Here is a 16,438-nt window from a genome sequence, read left to right as displayed (position 1 = left end):
CGGTGAGGCGGGAACCGGCACCTCGCTGCCGGGCCGTGGCCGGCCAGCCTGGTCGTGCCTGCGCCGCATTACTCCGTCAGAAGCGGCATCACCAGAGTGAAGAGCTCTGCCTGGGAGGAGATGGCGCATTTCCGGTAGAGCTGCTTGCGGAAGACCTTTACCGTCTGCGGGCTGATCTCAAGCCGGAGCCCGATGGAGACGGAGCTGTGGCCACGCAGGATCAGCAGCGCCACCTCTGCCTGACGATGGCTGAGCGCGATTCCATGCCGGGCCTCCAGCCGCTGCCGGAGATGATCGACCAGCGCCGCATCCGTGTAATCGCCCGATGATGACAGGCCGGACCAGTGTTTGGCAATCAGCCCGCAGGCGATGCTGCTCAATCTCTGGGCGGTTTCCAGGTCGCGGGGCGAAAAGACCCGGCCGGAACTGGCGTCCCGCCCGAGGCAGACATGCACCGACACCCCGTCCGCCGGATAGGCGACATAGGCGATCTCGTCGATCAGGGTGGTGCGGCGATAATAGCTCGCGAAATACTCGTTCCGCTGGAACTGGTCGGGCGCGAAATCGCGCAGCCGGTAGAGCCCGGCAGGTACCCGTGCCACATGCAGTTCGTGAAAGGGGTCGAGCAGGTAAGCCCCTGAAACATAATCAGTATCTATCTTTTCATGCACGGTGGGGATGCGCGCCTGACAGAACAGGATTTCCGGCCTACGCGACTGGAAATAGGCGCACATCGTGGTGTTGTCGATCTCCATGCTGCGGTCCAGCCAGTCATAGAGCGCGCGGGCAAATCCGTCGCTCCCAAGGGCGGTGATCGCGGTGCCAAGCTGGGCCTCGGCATGGTTGGGAAGTGGCAGCATCATACCCCCTTGGGGGTATATACCCCCTCATTCGGCGATACCTAGCATTATTCCATGAATTCGGGGGTATGCCGCAAGGGGGGCAGATGCCGCAGGACATTGCCGTAGAGATCGACCACGTGGTGAAGCGCTATGGTTCTGTCACCGCGTTGCATGGCGTGTCGATGGGCGTGGGGCAGGGGGAGTTCTTTACCCTGCTGGGCCCGTCGGGCTGCGGCAAGACCACGCTCCTGCGCTGCATCGCGGGGTTCGAGGATGTGACCGAAGGCGCGATCCGGCTGAACGGGTCCGACATCGCGCCGCTGCCGCCGCACAAGCGGCCGGTGAACACGGTCTTCCAGCAATATGCGCTCTTCCCCCATATGACCGTGCTGGAGAACGTGAGCTTTGGCCTGCGCCGACGCGGCTGGACCCAGAGGGATGCGGAGGGCCGTGCCAAACAGGTGCTGGAGCTGGTCCGGCTGGGCGATTTCGCGCGGCGTCTTCCGGCGCAGCTCTCGGGCGGGCAGCAGCAGCGGGTGGCGCTGGCGCGGGCCCTCGCGCCGGGGCCGGAGGTGCTGCTGCTGGACGAGCCGCTGTCGGCGCTGGACCTGAAACTGCGGCAGGCCGTGCGGGTGGAGCTGAAGCAGATCCAGCGGGAGACCGGCATCGCCTTTGTCTTTGTCACCCATGATCAGGAAGAGGCGCTGACCATGTCGGACCGCATCGCCGTCATGTCCGAAGGCCGGGTGCAGCAGGTCGGCGCCCCGCGGGAGATTTACGAGGCCCCGGTCAACCGCTTTGTCGCCGATTTCATCGGGGAGACGAACCTGCTGGGGGTCGAGGTCCGCTCTGTCACAGGCGGAATGGCAGAGGTCGTGCTGCCCGGCGGTGCGGTTCTGTCCGTCCCGGCCGCAGAGGGCGCGGGGACGGGGCGCGGCCATGTCTCGGTCCGGCCGGAACGGATCGCGCCGATGGCGGGCGGGCTGCTGGGCGGCGTGGTGACCGATCACACCTACCTTGGCACCGATATCCAGTTTACCGCGCGGCTCGCCGATGGCGCGCCGGTGATGGTGCGGATGCAGAATGCCTCCGGCGCGGCAATCCCGGAGGTGGGCGCGGCCATCACCTTGGGGCTGGCGGCGGATTCTGCCCGTCTGCTGGCCGACTGATGGCGGGCGGCGTGCCACAGCCCGGCAGCACGGGGTCGGAGATCTACCGGGGCAACGGGCCCCGGATGCTGGCCCCCGCCTGGATATTCATCGGCATTTTCCTTGTCCTGCCAGTGCTGCTGATGGCGGTCTATTCCTTCCTGACCAAGGAGTTCCGGGGCGGCGTGATCTGGGAGCCGACGCTGGCCGCCTATGACCAGTTCTTCCTGAACCGGGGCCTTTTTGGCGATGAGCCGCCCCGCATCGAATGGACTTATATCGGCATCTTCTGGCGGTCGATCTGGCAGGCCGGGGTGGCGACGGTGCTTTGCCTGCTGATTGGCTTTCCGACCGCCTGGTTCATTGCCACGCGGGATGCGTCGCGGCGGGCGACCTGGCTGTTGCTGATCACCATACCCTACTGGGTGAACCTGCTGATCCGCACCGTGTCGATGAAGTTCCTGATCCGCGATACCGGGCCGCTGAACGAGTTTCTGCTGTGGCTGGGCGTGATCGGAGAGCCGCTGTCGCTGGTGAACACCAATTTCGCGGTGCAGATCGGGCTGTTCTATTCCTACCTGCCGTTCATGGTGCTGCCGATCTATGCGGCGGTGGAGCGCTATGATTTCTCACTGTCCGAAGCGGCGGCGGACCTCTATTCCGACAACTGGACGACGCTGCGGCTGGTGATCCTGCCGGTGGTGAAGCCGGGGATCGTGGCGGGCTGTATCCTCGTTTTCGTGCCGTCTTTGGGGGCGTTTCTGGCGCCGGACCTGCTGGGCGGGGCCAAGACCTTTATGATCGGGTCGCTGATCGAGGAGCAATTCAAGGGCGCGGCCGGGAACTGGCCCTTTGGCGCGGCGGCGGCGATGATCCTGATGTCCATCGTCATGGGCGTGCTGCTGATCCATGCGCGCGGGCAGGCGAGGGGAGGGCGGTGATGGCTGTGGTTCGTCTGACACGCCCGGTCTCCGCTCGTCCCTGGCGCGGGGCGACCAGCCCCGGACCGCGCCCGAGCCTCCCCCGGGAGGGCGCATGTTGATGTCAGTCATCAGAAAGCCGTCGTCCATTTCTTTTGAGATAAAGCGCAGACCACAGGCGGAGCGGGGCGCCCTCCCAGGCTCGGGCGCGGCCCTCCGTGCCCATGACGACCGCTCCCCGGCGCTTCGCGCGTTCGAGGCGGAAACGCTCCACTGGAGCGTTTCCGGGTCGCCTCTCACCTCAGGGTCGGGCGCGGCCCTCTGCGTTTCTGACAGACGGAGGACCGCGTGATGGCCAAGCCCGACCTCCGCCGGTTCACCGGGTTCCGTACGGTAACGTATGTCTGCCTCTTCATCCTCTACGCGCCGCTGGTGATCGTGGCGATCTACAGCTTCAACGCCTCGACCTCCATCACCCGCTGGGGGGGATTTTCGCTGCAATGGTATGCGGATGTCTTCACCGGGGTGGAGGCGCCGAAATTCCGAGCCGCCGCGACGAATTCCTTTGTCATCGCCATCGGCGCCGCGACCTGTGCCACGATCATCGCCACCGCCGCCGCCGTGGCCATGCACCGTGCGGGCCGGTTCCGGGGCAAGGTGATGAGCCTTGCGCTGATCAACCTGCCGCTGATGGTGCCGGAGATCGTGACCGCCGTCGCCTCGCTGATCTTTTTCATCACCATCGGGTTCAGGACCGGGCTGATGACGATCTTCCTCGCCCATCTCGTCTTCTGCATCCCCTTTGCCTACATGCCGATCTCGGCCCGGATGCAATCGGTGCCCGATATGTACGAACAGGCGGCGATGGACCTTTACGCGACGCCGTGGGAGGCGTTCCGGCTGATCCTGCTGCCGCTTATGGTGCCGGGGATCCTGTCGGGCTTCCTGCTGGCCTTCATCATTTCCCTCGACGATTTCCTGATCACGAATTTCGTCAAGGGCGCGGGGATCGAGACCCTGCCAACCGCGATCTTCGGATCGGTCAAACAGGGCATCAAGCCCAATATCATGGCCATTTCGACGCTGCTTCTGGGCGTCTCGGTGGTCTTTGTCACGCTCTCCTGGCTGATCGGGCGGGCGGGGCAGGCAAAACGATAATCAACAGCGGAGTATCCACGATGAAAACCTTCATGACCACCACCGCGCTGGCGCTGAGCCTCGCCACTGCTGCCGCCGCCGAAGGCGAGCTGAAGATCTACCACTGGTTCGAATACATCCCGCAGGAGCTGCTGGACAAGTTCGCGGCTGAATATGATGTCGAGGTGACGATGGACACCTTCGACAGCAACGAGGCGCTGCTGGCCTCGCTGAAGGCCGGGCGTCTGGGCGAATTCGACGTGGCCGTGCCGGGCGATTACATGGTCAAGATCATGGGCGACGAGGGGATGCTGGACACGTTCGAGCCCTCCGAGCTGTCGAATTTCGGCAATATCGAAGAGCAGTGGGTCGATGTGGATTTCGACCCGGGGCGGAAGTCGTCCATTCCCTACCAGTGGGGCTCCACCTCCTTTTCGGTGAATAAGGAGGTCTATGACGGGCCGCTCGACAGCCTTGGCCTGATCTTCAGCCCGCCGGAAGAGCTGAAGGGCAAGATCAACGTGCTGGATACCTCGGGGGAGACGCTGACGCTGGCGTCGCTCTATGCCGGGATCCCGCAGTGTTCGTCGGACAAGGAGCAGCTGAAGAAGCTGAACGAGGTGGTGCAGGGGGCCAAGGCGGACTGGGCCTCCTTCGGGTCGGACGTGGCCAAGGATGTGCTGGTGTCGGGCGATGCGGCGGCGGGCATGATCTGGTCCGGCTTTTCGGCCAAGGCCCGGGGCGAGGGCGCGCCGATTGAGTATGTCTTCCCCAAGGAGGGCATGATCGTCTGGATGGACAATGTCGTGCTGCTGAAGGATGCGCCGAACCGCGACAACGCCTTGAAGTTCATGAACTTCCTGCTGGAGCCGGAGAATGCGGCGGCGGTCACCAACTATGCCCAGTACACGGCGGGCGTGAAGGGTGTGGCGGAATTCCTCGACCCCGAGGTGGCGAATTCGCCGGAGTCGAACCCGCCTGCGGACGTCAAGGGCGTCTTCGTGGAGGCCTGCCCGCAGGAGGTGCAGGTCATGTATGACGCGATCTGGACCAATCTGAAGAAGTGACGATGAAGCTCGCGCTTTATCAGGGGCCGCCGGTGGGCGGGGATGCGGAGGCGGGTCTGGCCCGCCTTCGCGCCATGACGCAGGCGGCGGCGCTGGCAGGCGCGCGGATGATCGTCTTTCCGGAGCTTTTCCTGCCGGGCTACAACCGGCCGGATTTGCACGGGGCGCTGGCTCAGCCGCTGGGCGGGGACTGGTGCACCCGCGTGGCAGAGATCGCGCGGGAGGCCGGCTGCGGCGTGACGCTGGGTTGGGCCGAACGGGACGGGGAGGTCGTCTATAACGCAGCCACCTGTTTCGATGCATACGGTACCGTATGTGGCCATTACCGAAAGGTGCAGCTATTCGGCCCGATGGAGAAGGCGAGCTTTGCGCCCGGGTCGGATTATTGTGTCTTTGACTTCGAGGGCGTGAAGGCCGCGCTGATGATCTGCTATGACGTCGAATTTGCTGGTCATGTGAAGGCGCTGGCGGGGCAGGGGGCGCAGCTGATCCTCGTGCCGACGGCGAATCCGGCGGGGTTTGGCCATGTCTCCACCGCCTTTGTCCCCGCGCGGGCGGCAGAGATGGGGGTGACCATCGCCTATGCCAATTTCTGTGGCGAGGAAGAGGGGCTGCGCTATGGCGGGCTGTCGCTGATCTGCGGGCCGGATGCGCGGGCGCTGGCCGCAGCCGGGACATCCGAAGCGCTGCTGATCGCTGATATCTCGCAGCCCGTCGACCCGTCGCTGCGGCCGACACAACTGGACGACTACCGGGAGATACCCAGATGAAGACCGTCTTTTCCGAGGACCATCTGCTGCGGCAGGCCAGGACCGAGCTTTACGGCGGGCAGCTGGTCGAACCTTTTGAGCGGCCCAGCCGGGCGCGCTATATCTTCGACCGTCTGAAGGCCGTCGATCTGGGGCCGGTGCTGCCGCCCGAAGATCACGGGATGGACCCCATTCTGGCAATCCATGACGCCGGGCTGATGAGGTTTCTGCAAGGCGCCTGGCAGGAATGGGTGGCCGAAGGATATAAGGGCGAGGCGATCGCGACCTGCTGGCCCGCGCGGCGGATGCAGCAGCGCTGCCCCAACCACATTGACGGCAAGCTGGGCTATTACGCGCTGGCGACGGAGACCTCGATCACCGAGGGGACCTGGGGCGCGGCCTATGCCTCTGCCCAGGTGGCGCTGACGGCGGCGGATCTGGTGCTGGGCGGGGAGAGGGCGGCCTTTGCGCTCTGCCGTCCGCCGGGGCATCACGCGGCCTATGACATGTATGGCGGCTATTGCTTCATCAACAATGCGGCGGTGGCGGCGCAGTGGATGCTGGGGCAGGGGGCGAAACGGGTCGCGATCCTCGATGTGGATTTCCATCATGGCAACGGGACGCAGGATATCTTCTACGACCGGGATGATGTGCTCTTCATTTCTCTGCACGGCGCGCCGGAGGATGCCTTTCCGCATTTTCTGGGCTATGCCGACGAGACCGGCAAGGGCGCGGGCGAGGGGTATACGATCAACTACCCGATGCCGCCCGGCACCACCTTTGCCACCTGGCGCAAGGCGCTGGCGGCGGCCTTGCAGCAGATCGCGGATTACGCGCCCGACATGCTGATCGTGTCGCTGGGCGTGGACACGTTCGAGACCGATCCGATCAGTTTCTTCAAGCTGACCTCGCCGGATTTCACCACCTATGGCAGCGATATCGCCGGGCTGAACCTGCCGACGCTTTTCGTGATGGAAGGCGGGTATGACATCGACGAGATCGGGCTGAACACGGTGAACGTTCTTCAGGGGTTCGAAGGGTAAGGGAGAGAGAGATGACCAAGATGACAACGGCGGAGATCCTCCGCGATGACAGCCACCTGGTGCAGAGCTGGGCCGATCTGGACCTGCTGAAACAGCAGGGCAACCGCACCGCGATCGTGGCCGCCGACGGGGCCTATGTGACCGACAGCGACGGCAACCGGCTGATCGACGGGATCGGGGGGCTGTGGTGCGTGAACGTCGGTCACGGTCGGCGGGAGATCATCGACGCGATCACCGAACAGCTGCAGACGCTGGATTTCTATTCGACGTTTTACAACTTCACCCATCCCGCCGCCGCCGCGCTGGCCACCAAGCTGGCAGAGCTGGCGCCCGGATCGCTGAACAAGGTGCATTTCGGCAATTCCGGGTCGGTTGCGAACGAAACGGCGATCCGCATCCTGCATCACTATTACAACCGGCTGGGCCAGCCGAAGAAGAAGCGCATCCTGTCGCGGCACGGGGCCTACCATGGATCCACCCATCTTGCGATCACGATGACGACGCCGGGCTATTCCGAAGGCTGGGACAATGCCGGCGAGATCGTGCATCACCTGCGCTGCCCGCATCATTGGCGGGAGGGCGCGGGGATGACGGAGGCGGAATTCCTCGACGCGCTGGAACAGGATCTGAGGGATACGATCCACCATTACGGGGCAGAGACCATCGCCTGTATGGTGGCGGAGCCGATCATGGGCGCGGGCGGCGTCATCGTGCCGCCGGAGGGCTATCATCAGCGGATGGCGGCGATCTGCCGGGCGCATGACATCAAATATGTGACGGACGAGGTGGTCACGGCATTCGGGCGGCTGGGGCATTTCTTTGCCTCCAAGGACGTGTTCGGGGTGGAGCCGGATATCATCAACACGGCCAAGGGGCTGACCTCGGGCTACCAGCCGCTGTCGGCGACGATCATGTCGGATGAGATCCACGAGGTGATCTCCGGCCCCGGGGGCATGTTCTTCCACGGCATGACCTATTCCGGCCATCCGGCGGCTGCGGCGGCGGGTCTGGCCAATATCGCGCTGATGGAGCGGGAGTTCCTGCCGGAACAGGTGCGCACCACCGGCAAGACCTTCGAGGGCAAGCTGCGCGCGCTGGCCGATCTGGAGATGGTAGGCGAGGTGCGCGGCAGTCATTTCATGATGGGCATCGAATTTGTTCGCAACCGCGAGACCAAGGAAGGCTTCGCGCCGGAGGAGATGGTCGGCCTCAAGGTTGCCCGCGCGGCGCAGAAACGCGGGCTGATCGCCCGGCCTTTGGGCAATATCCTGATCCTGTCGCCGACGCTGGTGATGGATGATGTATTGATCGGCCGGACCGCCGATATTCTGCGCGAGAGCATCGCGGAGGTTCAGGAGGGGCTTTGATGGAAAAGACCGAAGTTCTGGTGATCGGCGGCGGGCAGGCCGGCATCGCGATGAGCGAGCATCTGGGTGCCGCCGGCGTGGCGCATCTGGTGCTGGAGAAGGGCAGGGTGGCGGAACGCTGGCGCTCGGGCCGCTGGGATTCGCTGGTGGCGAACGGTCCGGCCTGGCATGACCGGTTTCCGGGGCTGGAATTCAGCTGCCCGCCAGAGGTCTTTCCCGGCAAGGAAGAGGTCGCGGATTACTTTCAGGCCTATGCGGAGAAGATCGACGCGCCGGTGCGTACGGGCGTCGAGGTGACCGGCCTGACCCGGCTGGAGGGGCGGCACGGCTTTCTGGCAGAGACGACGGTGGGCCCTGTAGAGGCCGAATATGTCGTCGTGGCGACCGGCCCGTTCCAGGTGCCGGTGATCCCGCAGCTGGTCCCCGAAAGCGCCGGTATCATGCAGATGCATTCCGCCGATTACCGCAACCCGGACCAGCTGCCCGAGGGCGGCGTGCTGGTTGTGGGGGCCGGGTCATCGGGCGTGCAGATCGCGGCGGAGCTGGCGGCCTCGGGGCGCAAGACCTTTCTGTCGGTCGGGCCGCATGGCCGCCCGCCGCGCGCCTATCGCGGGCAGGACTGCTGCTGGTGGCTGGGGGTGCTGAACCGCTGGGATGCGGAGCGCACGCCGGGGGTGGAACATGTGACGATTGCCGTCAGCGGGGCGCGGGGCGGCCATACGGTGGACTTCCGCGATCTGGTCCAGCGGGGCGTCACGCTGGTTGGCCGGGCCGAGGGCTTTGAGGGTGGCCACATGACCTTTGCCCCCGACTTGCCGGAGAATATGGCGGCGGGGGATCGCAGCTATCTGGCCGTGCTGGACGCTGCCGATGCCTATGTGCGGCGCAACGGGCTCGACATGCCCGAGGAGCCGGAGGCGCGGGTGATTGCCCCTGATCCGGATTGCGTGGTGAACCCGATCCTCGATCTCGACCTCGCGGCGGCGGGGGTGCGCACGATACTCTGGGCGACCGGCTACACGTTCGACTACAGCTGGATGAAGACCGATGCCGTCGATGCCGAGGGGCAGCCGCGCCAGCTGCGCGGTATCTCGGAAGAGCCGGGCATCTATTTCCTGGGCCTGCCCTGGCTGACGCGGCGGGCGTCTTCGTTCATCTTCGGCGTCTGGCATGATGCGAGCTATATCCGCGATCATATCCTCAAGCGCCGCGCCTATCTTGAATTCAACGCACAGTCCTGATCGGATCCTGCCATGGCCCATACCCGTATCCGCAAGTTCAACACCCGCGACACCTATCCGGAACAGAAGCTCGACAATGACCTCTGCCAGGCGGTGGTGGCGCGGGGGGCCACGGTCTTTCTGCGCGGGCAATGTCCGCAGGATCTGGACACGGCGGAGAATATCGCCAGCCACGACCCGACCGAACAGGCGCATAAGGTGATGCAGAATATCAAGCAGCTGATCGGGGAGGCCGGCGGCAGCATGGAGCATCTGTGCAAGGTCGTCGTCTACCTGACCGATGTGCGCCACCGGGAGGCGGTCTATCGCGTGATGGGCGAGTACATCCGTGATGTCTATCCGGTGTCGACGGGCGTTGTGGTCACCGCGCTGGCCCGGCCCGACTGGCTGGTCGAGATCGACGCGACCTTTGTGATCCCGGATTGACCCCGAACGATTCCGGACTGAACCCTGACTGAGCGGCCGGAAGGAGAGCCCATGACCTTTTCCATCGTTGCCCGTTGTGCCAGCACCGGCCAGTTCGGGGTCGCCATATCCTCCTCCTCTCCGGCGGTGGCGGCGCGCTGCGCTTTTGCCCGTTCCGGGGTGGGCGCGGTGGCCAGCCAGAACGTGACCAACCCGATGCTCGGGCCGTCCGTACTCAGCCGTATGGAGGCGGGGCAGGGGGCTGACACTGCCGTGGCGGAGGCCATCGCGGAAGAGGACTATCCCGACTTCCGGCAGCTGCTGGCGGTGGATGCGACAGGCGGGGTGTCGGTGCATTCGGGGGCGCGGGCGCTTGGCCTCTGGACCTCGGCCACGGGGCGTGACTGCGCATCGGGTGGCAATATGCTGGCCGATATCGGGGTTCCTGCGGCCATTATCGCGGGGTTCGAGGCGGCGCAGGGTGATCTGGGTGACCGGCTGATCGCGGCGCTGAAGGCCGGGCTTGCGGCGGGCGGAGAGGCCGGGCCGGTGCATTCCGCCGGTCTGCTTGTCGTCGACACGGAGGCCTGGCCCTATGTCGATCTGCGCTGCGACTGGACCACCGGGGATCCGGTGGCGCAGGTCGCGGCGGCATGGGAGATCTATCGCCCGCAGGCCGGCGATTATGTCACCCGGGCGAAAAATCCTGCCGGCGCCCCGTCCTACGGCGTTCCGGGGGACAGCTAGACACGGCTCCGGGGCGGGGGATCGTCCACCGCCTGCCCGGGTACGGCGGCACCCCTATGTAACCGGCCTGGTTCGCGCCCGCGGCCGCCCGCCCGATGCCAGCGCGATCAGGATGAGACCCTCATCCGGCAGGGGGGCATCCGGCGCCACAAAGGTCGCGGCATCAAAGTGGTCGAAGGACCACATGTCGGAGAGGCCATGCAGCGGGATGTCGATGGACGTGCCCGGCTGGCCACGTTTTTGTGTCGATGGCATGATCTCGGTCGCGCCGGGTATCAGGGCCCGGACGCTGGCACCGAACCGCGGGTGAAGGATGGCAGCACCGAGTTCTAGTTCGCCATTCGTGCCTATCAGGGCTGCTTTGCCATAGCCCTGCGGGTCTGTCCCGGGTCCGCCGATGAGGCGCATCAGGCCAAGCGCGCGCCGGGTCAGCTCTGTCCCCAGCTCTGCCCCGATCTCGGCCAGCGGGCCCAGATCCCCGGGAAGGGCACCCGGGTAGGGGGTGGCGATCACCGCCCCGACGACCACCCGCACCAGCGGAGGCATCACCGGCTGCCCCGCTTCGGCATGGATGATCTCGGTCTGCGACAGGTAAGACCGGATCGACAACTCAGGCATCGACCGCATCCGCAATGACCGGGGCGGGGAAACGCCCGCGCGCCGCCTCATACCCCGCGCCGATCCGCAGGACCATCGCATCCGCATAGCGACGGGCGACAATCTGAAGCCCGACCGGCAGCCCGGCATCGGTGAGGCCACAGGGCACCGACAGCGCGGGCTGCATCGTCTGATTGGCCCAGGAGGTCAGCGGCGGCGTCCCCTGGATCGAGGCTGGCATGCCGGGCGCGGGCGGGGCGGGCACATGGAAGGTCGGCAGCACCAGCGCGTCATAACGCCCGACCAGCATATGCATCTCCTGCGCCATTCTTTCGCGGGTGGCGAGTGCGTCCGTGTAGACGCTGAGCGGGATGTCATCGGCGATTGCCGCCAGCTTGCGGATCTCGGGTGCCACCTGGTCCAGCATGGCGGGGGGCAGGCGCGACAGGCTGCGTTGCAGGGCGCAGATCCACTGGATGCCATGGATCGAATAGCCTTCGGGAGAGACATACCCCTCCATCGGCGGCACGGCGATCTCCTCGACCTCCGCGCCCTGCGCCCGCAGCAGTGCCACGGCGTCGACCAGCCGGGCCGCGACCTGCGGATCGACCTCGCAGATGCCGAGATCGGGCGAAAAGGCGATGCGCAGACCGGCAAGCCCGCCGGTGAGATTGGCGGTGTAGTCGGTCGCTGCCGTCTCCATCCCCTGCCAGTCGATTTCGGGGCGCTGCGCCATGACGTTCAGCATCGCGGCGGCGTCCCTGACAGTCCGGGCAATCGGCCCGGTATTGGCGAGCGATCCGAACCCCTCGCCGCCGCCCGTGGGCACCCGTTTGAACGAGGGTTTGAAGCCCACCACGCCGCACCAGCCGGATGGGATGCGGATCGACCCGCCCCCGTCGGTCGCCAGCGCCAGCGGGCCGATGCCGGCGGCCACTGCGGCCCCCGCGCCGCCCGAACTGCCGCCCGCATGGTGCGACAGGTTCCAGGGGTTGCGGGTCAGCCCGGTCAGGGCGGTTTCCGTGACGATCTGCACCCCGAATTCGGAGGTCGTCGTCTTGGCAAAGATCACCGCGCCCGCCTCGCGCAGACGCGCGACGGCAGGGGCGTCAAACTCCAGCGGTTCGGGCGAGGACCCCGGCGTGCCCAGCCGCAGCGGCATACCACGCGCGGGCGTCAGGTCCTTGACCGTCACCGGGATACCGTCGAGCGGACCGCGCGGCGCGCGCCCGGACCAGCGCAGGGCAGAGGCCTCTGCCGCCGCGCGCGCCCCGGGGATATCCAGGGCACAGACCGCATTCACCGCCGGATTGACCGCCTCGCAACGGGCCAGAACGGCATCCAGCGCATCGACCGGCGTGGCCGACCCATCCGCAAAGGCGGCGGCAAGCGCGGCCGCATCCAGATCATGAAGATTGGTCATGTGCAAATCGGCGTTGCCGGTCCCAGAGTTTCAAGGATATTGAAGGAGTTATCCTCCATGCATTCACCGACAAAGGCCGGAGAGACGATATGGCTGGCCGCCGTGTCGAAAGTGACCCGACCACGTGGCGCGGCGAAATCGACGCTGGCATAGGCCTCCCGCACCGCGTCGATCTCCAGCGTGCCGGCGATCTCTGCCGCTGCGGCATAGGCCATGAGGCCGGTATAGGTCGCCTCGCCGAAGGGCAGGATCGGCACCTTGCTGCGTACCCGGCGTTCGGTAAACGTGGCGTAATCGGCGCTATAGGCGTCGATGAAGGCGGCATTCTCCGGCGTGTCGATGGACATGTAGTAGTTGCCGCATCCCAGCGTGCCCACGGACCCGCCCTGCGTCGCGGCGGCGATGGATTCGTGGGTCAAAGCCGTGGCCAGCTTGGCCCCGGTGCCGAAATCGCTGAACTGCTTGACGAAGGTGATCGGATCGTCGCCGATGCTGTGCCAGACAAGCTCTGGCGCGGCTGATCGGATCTGTTGCAGGACGGGCGCGTAATCCCGGGTGCCGAAGGGGAAATATTGGACCTCCACCACCTTGCCGCCCGCGGCCTCATAGGCCTCCTTCAGGCGCGGCACGAAGATGTCGCGGTAGGAGCCGAGGTCGGAGGAGACGACGAACATCGTCTTGCCCTGATGCTCGCCCACCCATTTGCCGACCGGATCGACCAGCTGGTTCGTGGCGAGGCCCGAGGTAATCAGGTTCGGATGGCAGCGCCCCTCGTCATTGTTGCAATGCAGGACGAGCGTCCCGGTCGGCTCCGCGATGGACAGGGCCGCTTCGCGTTCGGAGGGCAGGACCATCCCCGTCAGCACCGACACGCCGTCGCGCCCGGCCAACTTGCGGGCCTTTTCGACGGCGGTCTTGGTCGACATCTGCGTGTCCTCGACCACCATTTCAACCGGACGGCCAAGAATTCCGCCCTTTTCATTAAGGTGTTTCAGCGCCAGTTCCGCGCAGTTGCGGTTGGTCTGGCCGACAAAGGCCAGCGCGGCGGAAATCGGCGTCAGCACCCCGATCTTCACCGGATCGTTCGCCCGGCTCAGGCGTGGCATGGCCAGTGCAGCTGCCCCGGCGGCGAGGCCGCTCAGCACATGTCTTCGGTTCAGTTTGTTCGTCATCTATTATTCCCTGTCTTCGGTTGCGGCAGGCATGCCGGTCCCGCCCCGTCAAAACGGGCGAAGCCGATCCGTGCCGGTGGGTGGACCCCCTCCGGCAATACCCGGCGGGGGGATCACCGGGCCGGGCGTCTTCACGCGCCCTGGCCCGGTCGTTCTCAGATCGCCAGAAAACGGGCGGCCGTTTCCGGATTGGCGAGGTCTTCTGTCGCGCCTCTGTGAATGACCTCGCCCCTGTCCATCACGATGCAGCGGCCCGCGATGGACAGGGCGAAGTCGAGGTTCTGCTCGACCAAAATCAGGGCCAGCCTGCGCTCGGCCACGATACGGGGGATCAGCGCGCCCAGCATCTCGAGGACCGAGGGCTGGATGCCATCTGACGGTTCGTCCATCAGCAGCAGCCGTGGCCGCCCGCAGAGCGCACGGGCAATGGCCAGCTGCTGCTGTTCGCCGCCCGACATCGTGCCGCCCGGCTGGTCGATCCGGTCGCGCAGGATGGGGAAGTAGTCGAAGACCTCCGCCGGGATCGTGCCGCTTGTGCCTGCGCGCGTCCCGATCTCTAGGTTTTCGCGCACGCTGAGCTCCGGGAAGATGCCCCGGCCCTGCGGCACATAGGCGACGCCGCGCCGGGCACGCCGGTGCGCGGGCAGGCCCAGAAGGCTCTTGCCATCCAGCTCCATCTGCCCGGTCACCTCGGGCAGCAGCCCGACGATTGACTTGATCAGTGTCGACTTGCCCGAGGCATTGCGCCCCGCGATCACCAGCCGTTCGCCCTCGGCCACATCAAGCGATACGTCGCGCAGCACCGGGCCAAAGCCATAACCCGCCGTCAGCCCCTCAATCCGCAGCATCGGCCAGCGCCCTCCCCAGATAGACATCGCGGACGGTTTCGTCGCGGCGCAGGTCGTCATAGGCGCCTTCGCCGATCACCCGGCCCTGATGCATCACCAGCGTCCGGCAGCCCAGCCGTTCGACAAAGCCCATGTCATGTTCGATCACGATGATCGCGTGGCGCGCCCTGAGCCGCAGGATCAGATCGGCCATGTCGCTGGTGCCGACCGCCGTCATCCCCGCAGCAGGCTCGTCCAGCAGCAGCAGGCGGGGCGCGCACATCAGGATCATGCCGACCTCAAGCCATTGCCGCTGTCCATGGCTGAGCCCGGTGGCGTTCAGTTCGGCCTGCGGCACCAGCTTGATCGTTTCCAGCACCTCGTCGGGATCGGGCATGGCTCGGCCATGGACCGCCGCTGTCTCCATCCCCGCCGTCAGCAGGTTGTCCCGCACACTCATCCACTGGAAGACATTGCCGCCCTGGAATTTCCGCAGGATCCCGGCGCGGGCAAATTCATGTGTCCGCCGCCCGGTCATCTCCTGCCCGGCAAAGCGCACGGTCCCGCCGGTCGGGGGCATCGCGCCGGACAACAGCCCCATCAAGGTGCTTTTCCCCGCGCCGTTCGGGCCGATGATGCAGGCCAGTTCGCCCGCGTCCAGCGACATGTCCACCCCATCGACGGCGCGCACACCACCATAGTGCCGGTGCAGCCCGGTAATACTTAGCAAACTCATGTCGGCACCTTCCGTACAAGGCTCTGCAGGCCACCGGGCATGAACAGAACCATGGCCAGGAAGATGACCCCAAGGATCAGCGGCCAGAGGCTGACGGAGATCGAGGAGAGCTCGTTCTGCGCCAGGTTCAGCCCGATCGCCCCGATCACCGGGCCCAGCAGGGTGCCGCGCCCGCCGACCGCGACCCAGATGATCGCCATGGTCGACATCAGCGGGGAGAAGATGTCGGGCGCGATGACCCCGCTGGCCGCGGCGAAAAGCGCCCCGGCAAACCCCGCCAGTGCGCCGCCGGCGGTGAAGACCACGGTCAGGTGGAAGTCCGTTGCATAGCCGAAATTGCGCGCCCGTGTTTCATTCATGAAGATGCCGGACAGAAGACGGCCGTAGCCGCCCCGTGTCAGCAGCCAGAGCCCGAGCATCACCATGAGCATCAGGGCAAGGTGGACGTAGTAGGACAGTGTCACGTCCCAGAGCGCCGGCACCAGCGGCGGAACACCGAGGATGCCGACATCACCGCCGGTCAGGCCGGACCACGCGGTGGCCAGTTGCGCCACGATCAGCAGGAGCGCCATGGTGGCAATGGCAAAATTGTGTAGCCGGACCCCGGCATAGATCAGCAGGCCGCCGACAACGGCAGCCAGCGCTGCGGCAGCTGCCATGCCCATTGCCATTCCGACGAAGGGGGACGCCCCGTGCATCACGGTCATGATCGCCATGCCATATGCGCCCAGCCCGAAGAAAACGGTCGGACCAAGCGTCAGGATGCCCGCCTTGCCCCAGATCAGGTCGATGGCCAGCGCGAAGATCGCCATGATAAGCGCGTCCCGTGCCGTCGACAGCCAGTAGTCCGAGGCAAGGCCCGGGATCACCGCCAGCCCCGCCGCCAGAAGCAATACGCCCGACAGAAAAGGCCATTCGGCGCGGCGCAGGGGCGGCTGACGGAAGTAGAGCTTCAGCCGGTGCGCGACCGGTGCGCGGTCGGTGGCCTCTGCCGTTGAAGGAATATCGGTCACAGGC

Annotated in this window: 17 protein-coding genes; 10 read left to right on the top strand and 7 right to left on the bottom strand. The window is 65.8% G+C overall.

The window, feature by feature from the left end:
• Nucleotides 1–68: 68 nt before the first annotated feature.
• Nucleotides 69–860 (bottom strand): helix-turn-helix transcriptional regulator, encoded by a 792-nt coding sequence (locus tag ACRARG_RS18540; protein WP_432691710.1) that lies wholly within the window; start codon nt 858–860, stop codon nt 69–71.
• A gap of 86 nt (nt 861–946) precedes the next feature.
• Here ACRARG_RS18540 and ACRARG_RS18535 point away from each other — a divergent pair, with 86 nt between their 5' ends.
• The 10 genes from ACRARG_RS18535 (at nt 947) to ACRARG_RS18490 (ending at nt 10,666) form a co-directional block, all read left to right on the top strand.
• Complete coding sequence (locus tag ACRARG_RS18535) at nt 947–2,011, top strand: ABC transporter ATP-binding protein (RefSeq protein WP_432691709.1); 1,065 nt, start codon at nt 947–949, stop codon at nt 2,009–2,011.
• Nucleotides 2,011–2,931 (top strand): ABC transporter permease, encoded by a 921-nt coding sequence (locus ACRARG_RS18530; protein ID WP_432691708.1) that lies wholly within the window; start codon nt 2,011–2,013, stop codon nt 2,929–2,931. Before ACRARG_RS18535 ends, ACRARG_RS18530 begins: the two co-directional genes overlap by 1 nt.
• Before the next feature lie 330 nt (nt 2,932–3,261).
• Nucleotides 3,262–4,068: an ABC transporter permease gene (locus ACRARG_RS18525; RefSeq protein WP_432691707.1), complete on the top strand. Its 807-nt coding sequence runs from the start codon at nt 3,262–3,264 to the stop codon at nt 4,066–4,068.
• Between the two features lie 20 nt (nt 4,069–4,088).
• Nucleotides 4,089–5,114 carry an extracellular solute-binding protein gene (locus tag ACRARG_RS18520; protein ID WP_432691706.1) on the top strand — a complete coding sequence of 342 codons (1,026 nt, stop codon included), beginning with the start codon at nt 4,089–4,091 and terminating at the stop codon, nt 5,112–5,114.
• A 2-nt stretch (nt 5,115–5,116) separates the two neighbouring features.
• On the top strand, nt 5,117–5,884 hold the full coding sequence (locus tag ACRARG_RS18515) for a carbon-nitrogen hydrolase family protein (RefSeq protein ID WP_432691705.1): 768 nt from the start codon (nt 5,117–5,119) through the stop codon (nt 5,882–5,884).
• On the top strand, nt 5,881–6,906 hold the full coding sequence (locus ACRARG_RS18510) for a histone deacetylase family protein (RefSeq protein WP_432691704.1): 1,026 nt from the start codon (nt 5,881–5,883) through the stop codon (nt 6,904–6,906). The genes ACRARG_RS18515 and ACRARG_RS18510 overlap by 4 nt, the downstream gene beginning before the upstream one ends.
• 11 nt (nt 6,907–6,917) lie before the next feature.
• The gene (locus ACRARG_RS18505; RefSeq protein WP_432691703.1) at nt 6,918–8,273 is read left to right on the top strand and encodes an aminotransferase class III-fold pyridoxal phosphate-dependent enzyme; all 1,356 of its coding nucleotides are present in this window, start codon (nt 6,918–6,920) and stop codon (nt 8,271–8,273) included.
• On the top strand, nt 8,273–9,514 hold the full coding sequence (locus tag ACRARG_RS18500; RefSeq protein WP_432691702.1) for a flavin-containing monooxygenase: 1,242 nt from the start codon (nt 8,273–8,275) through the stop codon (nt 9,512–9,514). Before ACRARG_RS18505 ends, ACRARG_RS18500 begins: the two co-directional genes overlap by 1 nt.
• 12 nt (nt 9,515–9,526) lie before the next feature.
• Nucleotides 9,527–9,940, top strand: coding sequence for a RidA family protein (locus ACRARG_RS18495; protein ID WP_432691701.1), 414 nt, complete (start codon nt 9,527–9,529; stop codon nt 9,938–9,940).
• Nucleotides 9,941–9,991: 51 nt separating this feature from the next.
• Nucleotides 9,992–10,666 (top strand): DUF1028 domain-containing protein, encoded by a 675-nt coding sequence (locus tag ACRARG_RS18490; RefSeq protein WP_432691700.1) that lies wholly within the window; start codon nt 9,992–9,994, stop codon nt 10,664–10,666.
• A gap of 54 nt (nt 10,667–10,720) precedes the next feature.
• Here ACRARG_RS18490 and ACRARG_RS18485 read toward each other — a convergent pair whose 3' ends face one another.
• The 6 genes from ACRARG_RS18485 to ACRARG_RS18460 form a co-directional block, all read right to left on the bottom strand.
• Entirely contained in the window at nt 10,721–11,284 is a 564-nt protein-coding gene (locus ACRARG_RS18485; RefSeq protein WP_432691699.1) for an amino acid synthesis family protein, read from the bottom strand.
• A complete protein-coding gene (locus ACRARG_RS18480) occupies nt 11,277–12,686 on the bottom strand; it encodes an amidase family protein (RefSeq protein ID WP_432691698.1) in 1,410 nt (469 codons plus the stop codon). The genes ACRARG_RS18485 and ACRARG_RS18480 overlap by 8 nt, the downstream gene beginning before the upstream one ends.
• Nucleotides 12,683–13,858: an ABC transporter substrate-binding protein gene (locus ACRARG_RS18475; protein WP_432691697.1), complete on the bottom strand. Its 1,176-nt coding sequence runs from the start codon at nt 13,856–13,858 to the stop codon at nt 12,683–12,685. The genes ACRARG_RS18480 and ACRARG_RS18475 overlap by 4 nt, the downstream gene beginning before the upstream one ends.
• 155 nt (nt 13,859–14,013) lie before the next feature.
• Nucleotides 14,014–14,706 carry an ABC transporter ATP-binding protein gene (locus tag ACRARG_RS18470; RefSeq protein WP_432691696.1) on the bottom strand — a complete coding sequence of 231 codons (693 nt, stop codon included), beginning with the start codon at nt 14,704–14,706 and terminating at the stop codon, nt 14,014–14,016.
• Nucleotides 14,693–15,421: an ATP-binding cassette domain-containing protein gene (locus tag ACRARG_RS18465; protein ID WP_432691695.1), complete on the bottom strand. Its 729-nt coding sequence runs from the start codon at nt 15,419–15,421 to the stop codon at nt 14,693–14,695. The genes ACRARG_RS18470 and ACRARG_RS18465 overlap by 14 nt, the downstream gene beginning before the upstream one ends.
• On the bottom strand, nt 15,418–16,434 hold the full coding sequence (locus ACRARG_RS18460) for a branched-chain amino acid ABC transporter permease (RefSeq protein WP_432691694.1): 1,017 nt from the start codon (nt 16,432–16,434) through the stop codon (nt 15,418–15,420). Before ACRARG_RS18460 ends, ACRARG_RS18465 begins: the two co-directional genes overlap by 4 nt.
• Nucleotides 16,435–16,438 lie beyond the last annotated feature (4 nt).

This window comes from Pseudooceanicola profundi (assembly GCF_050897955.1).
In the GTDB taxonomy this organism is placed as follows: Bacteria; Pseudomonadota; Alphaproteobacteria; order Rhodobacterales; family Rhodobacteraceae; genus Pseudooceanicola.
This window is presented reverse-complemented; position numbering and strand designations above follow the sequence as displayed.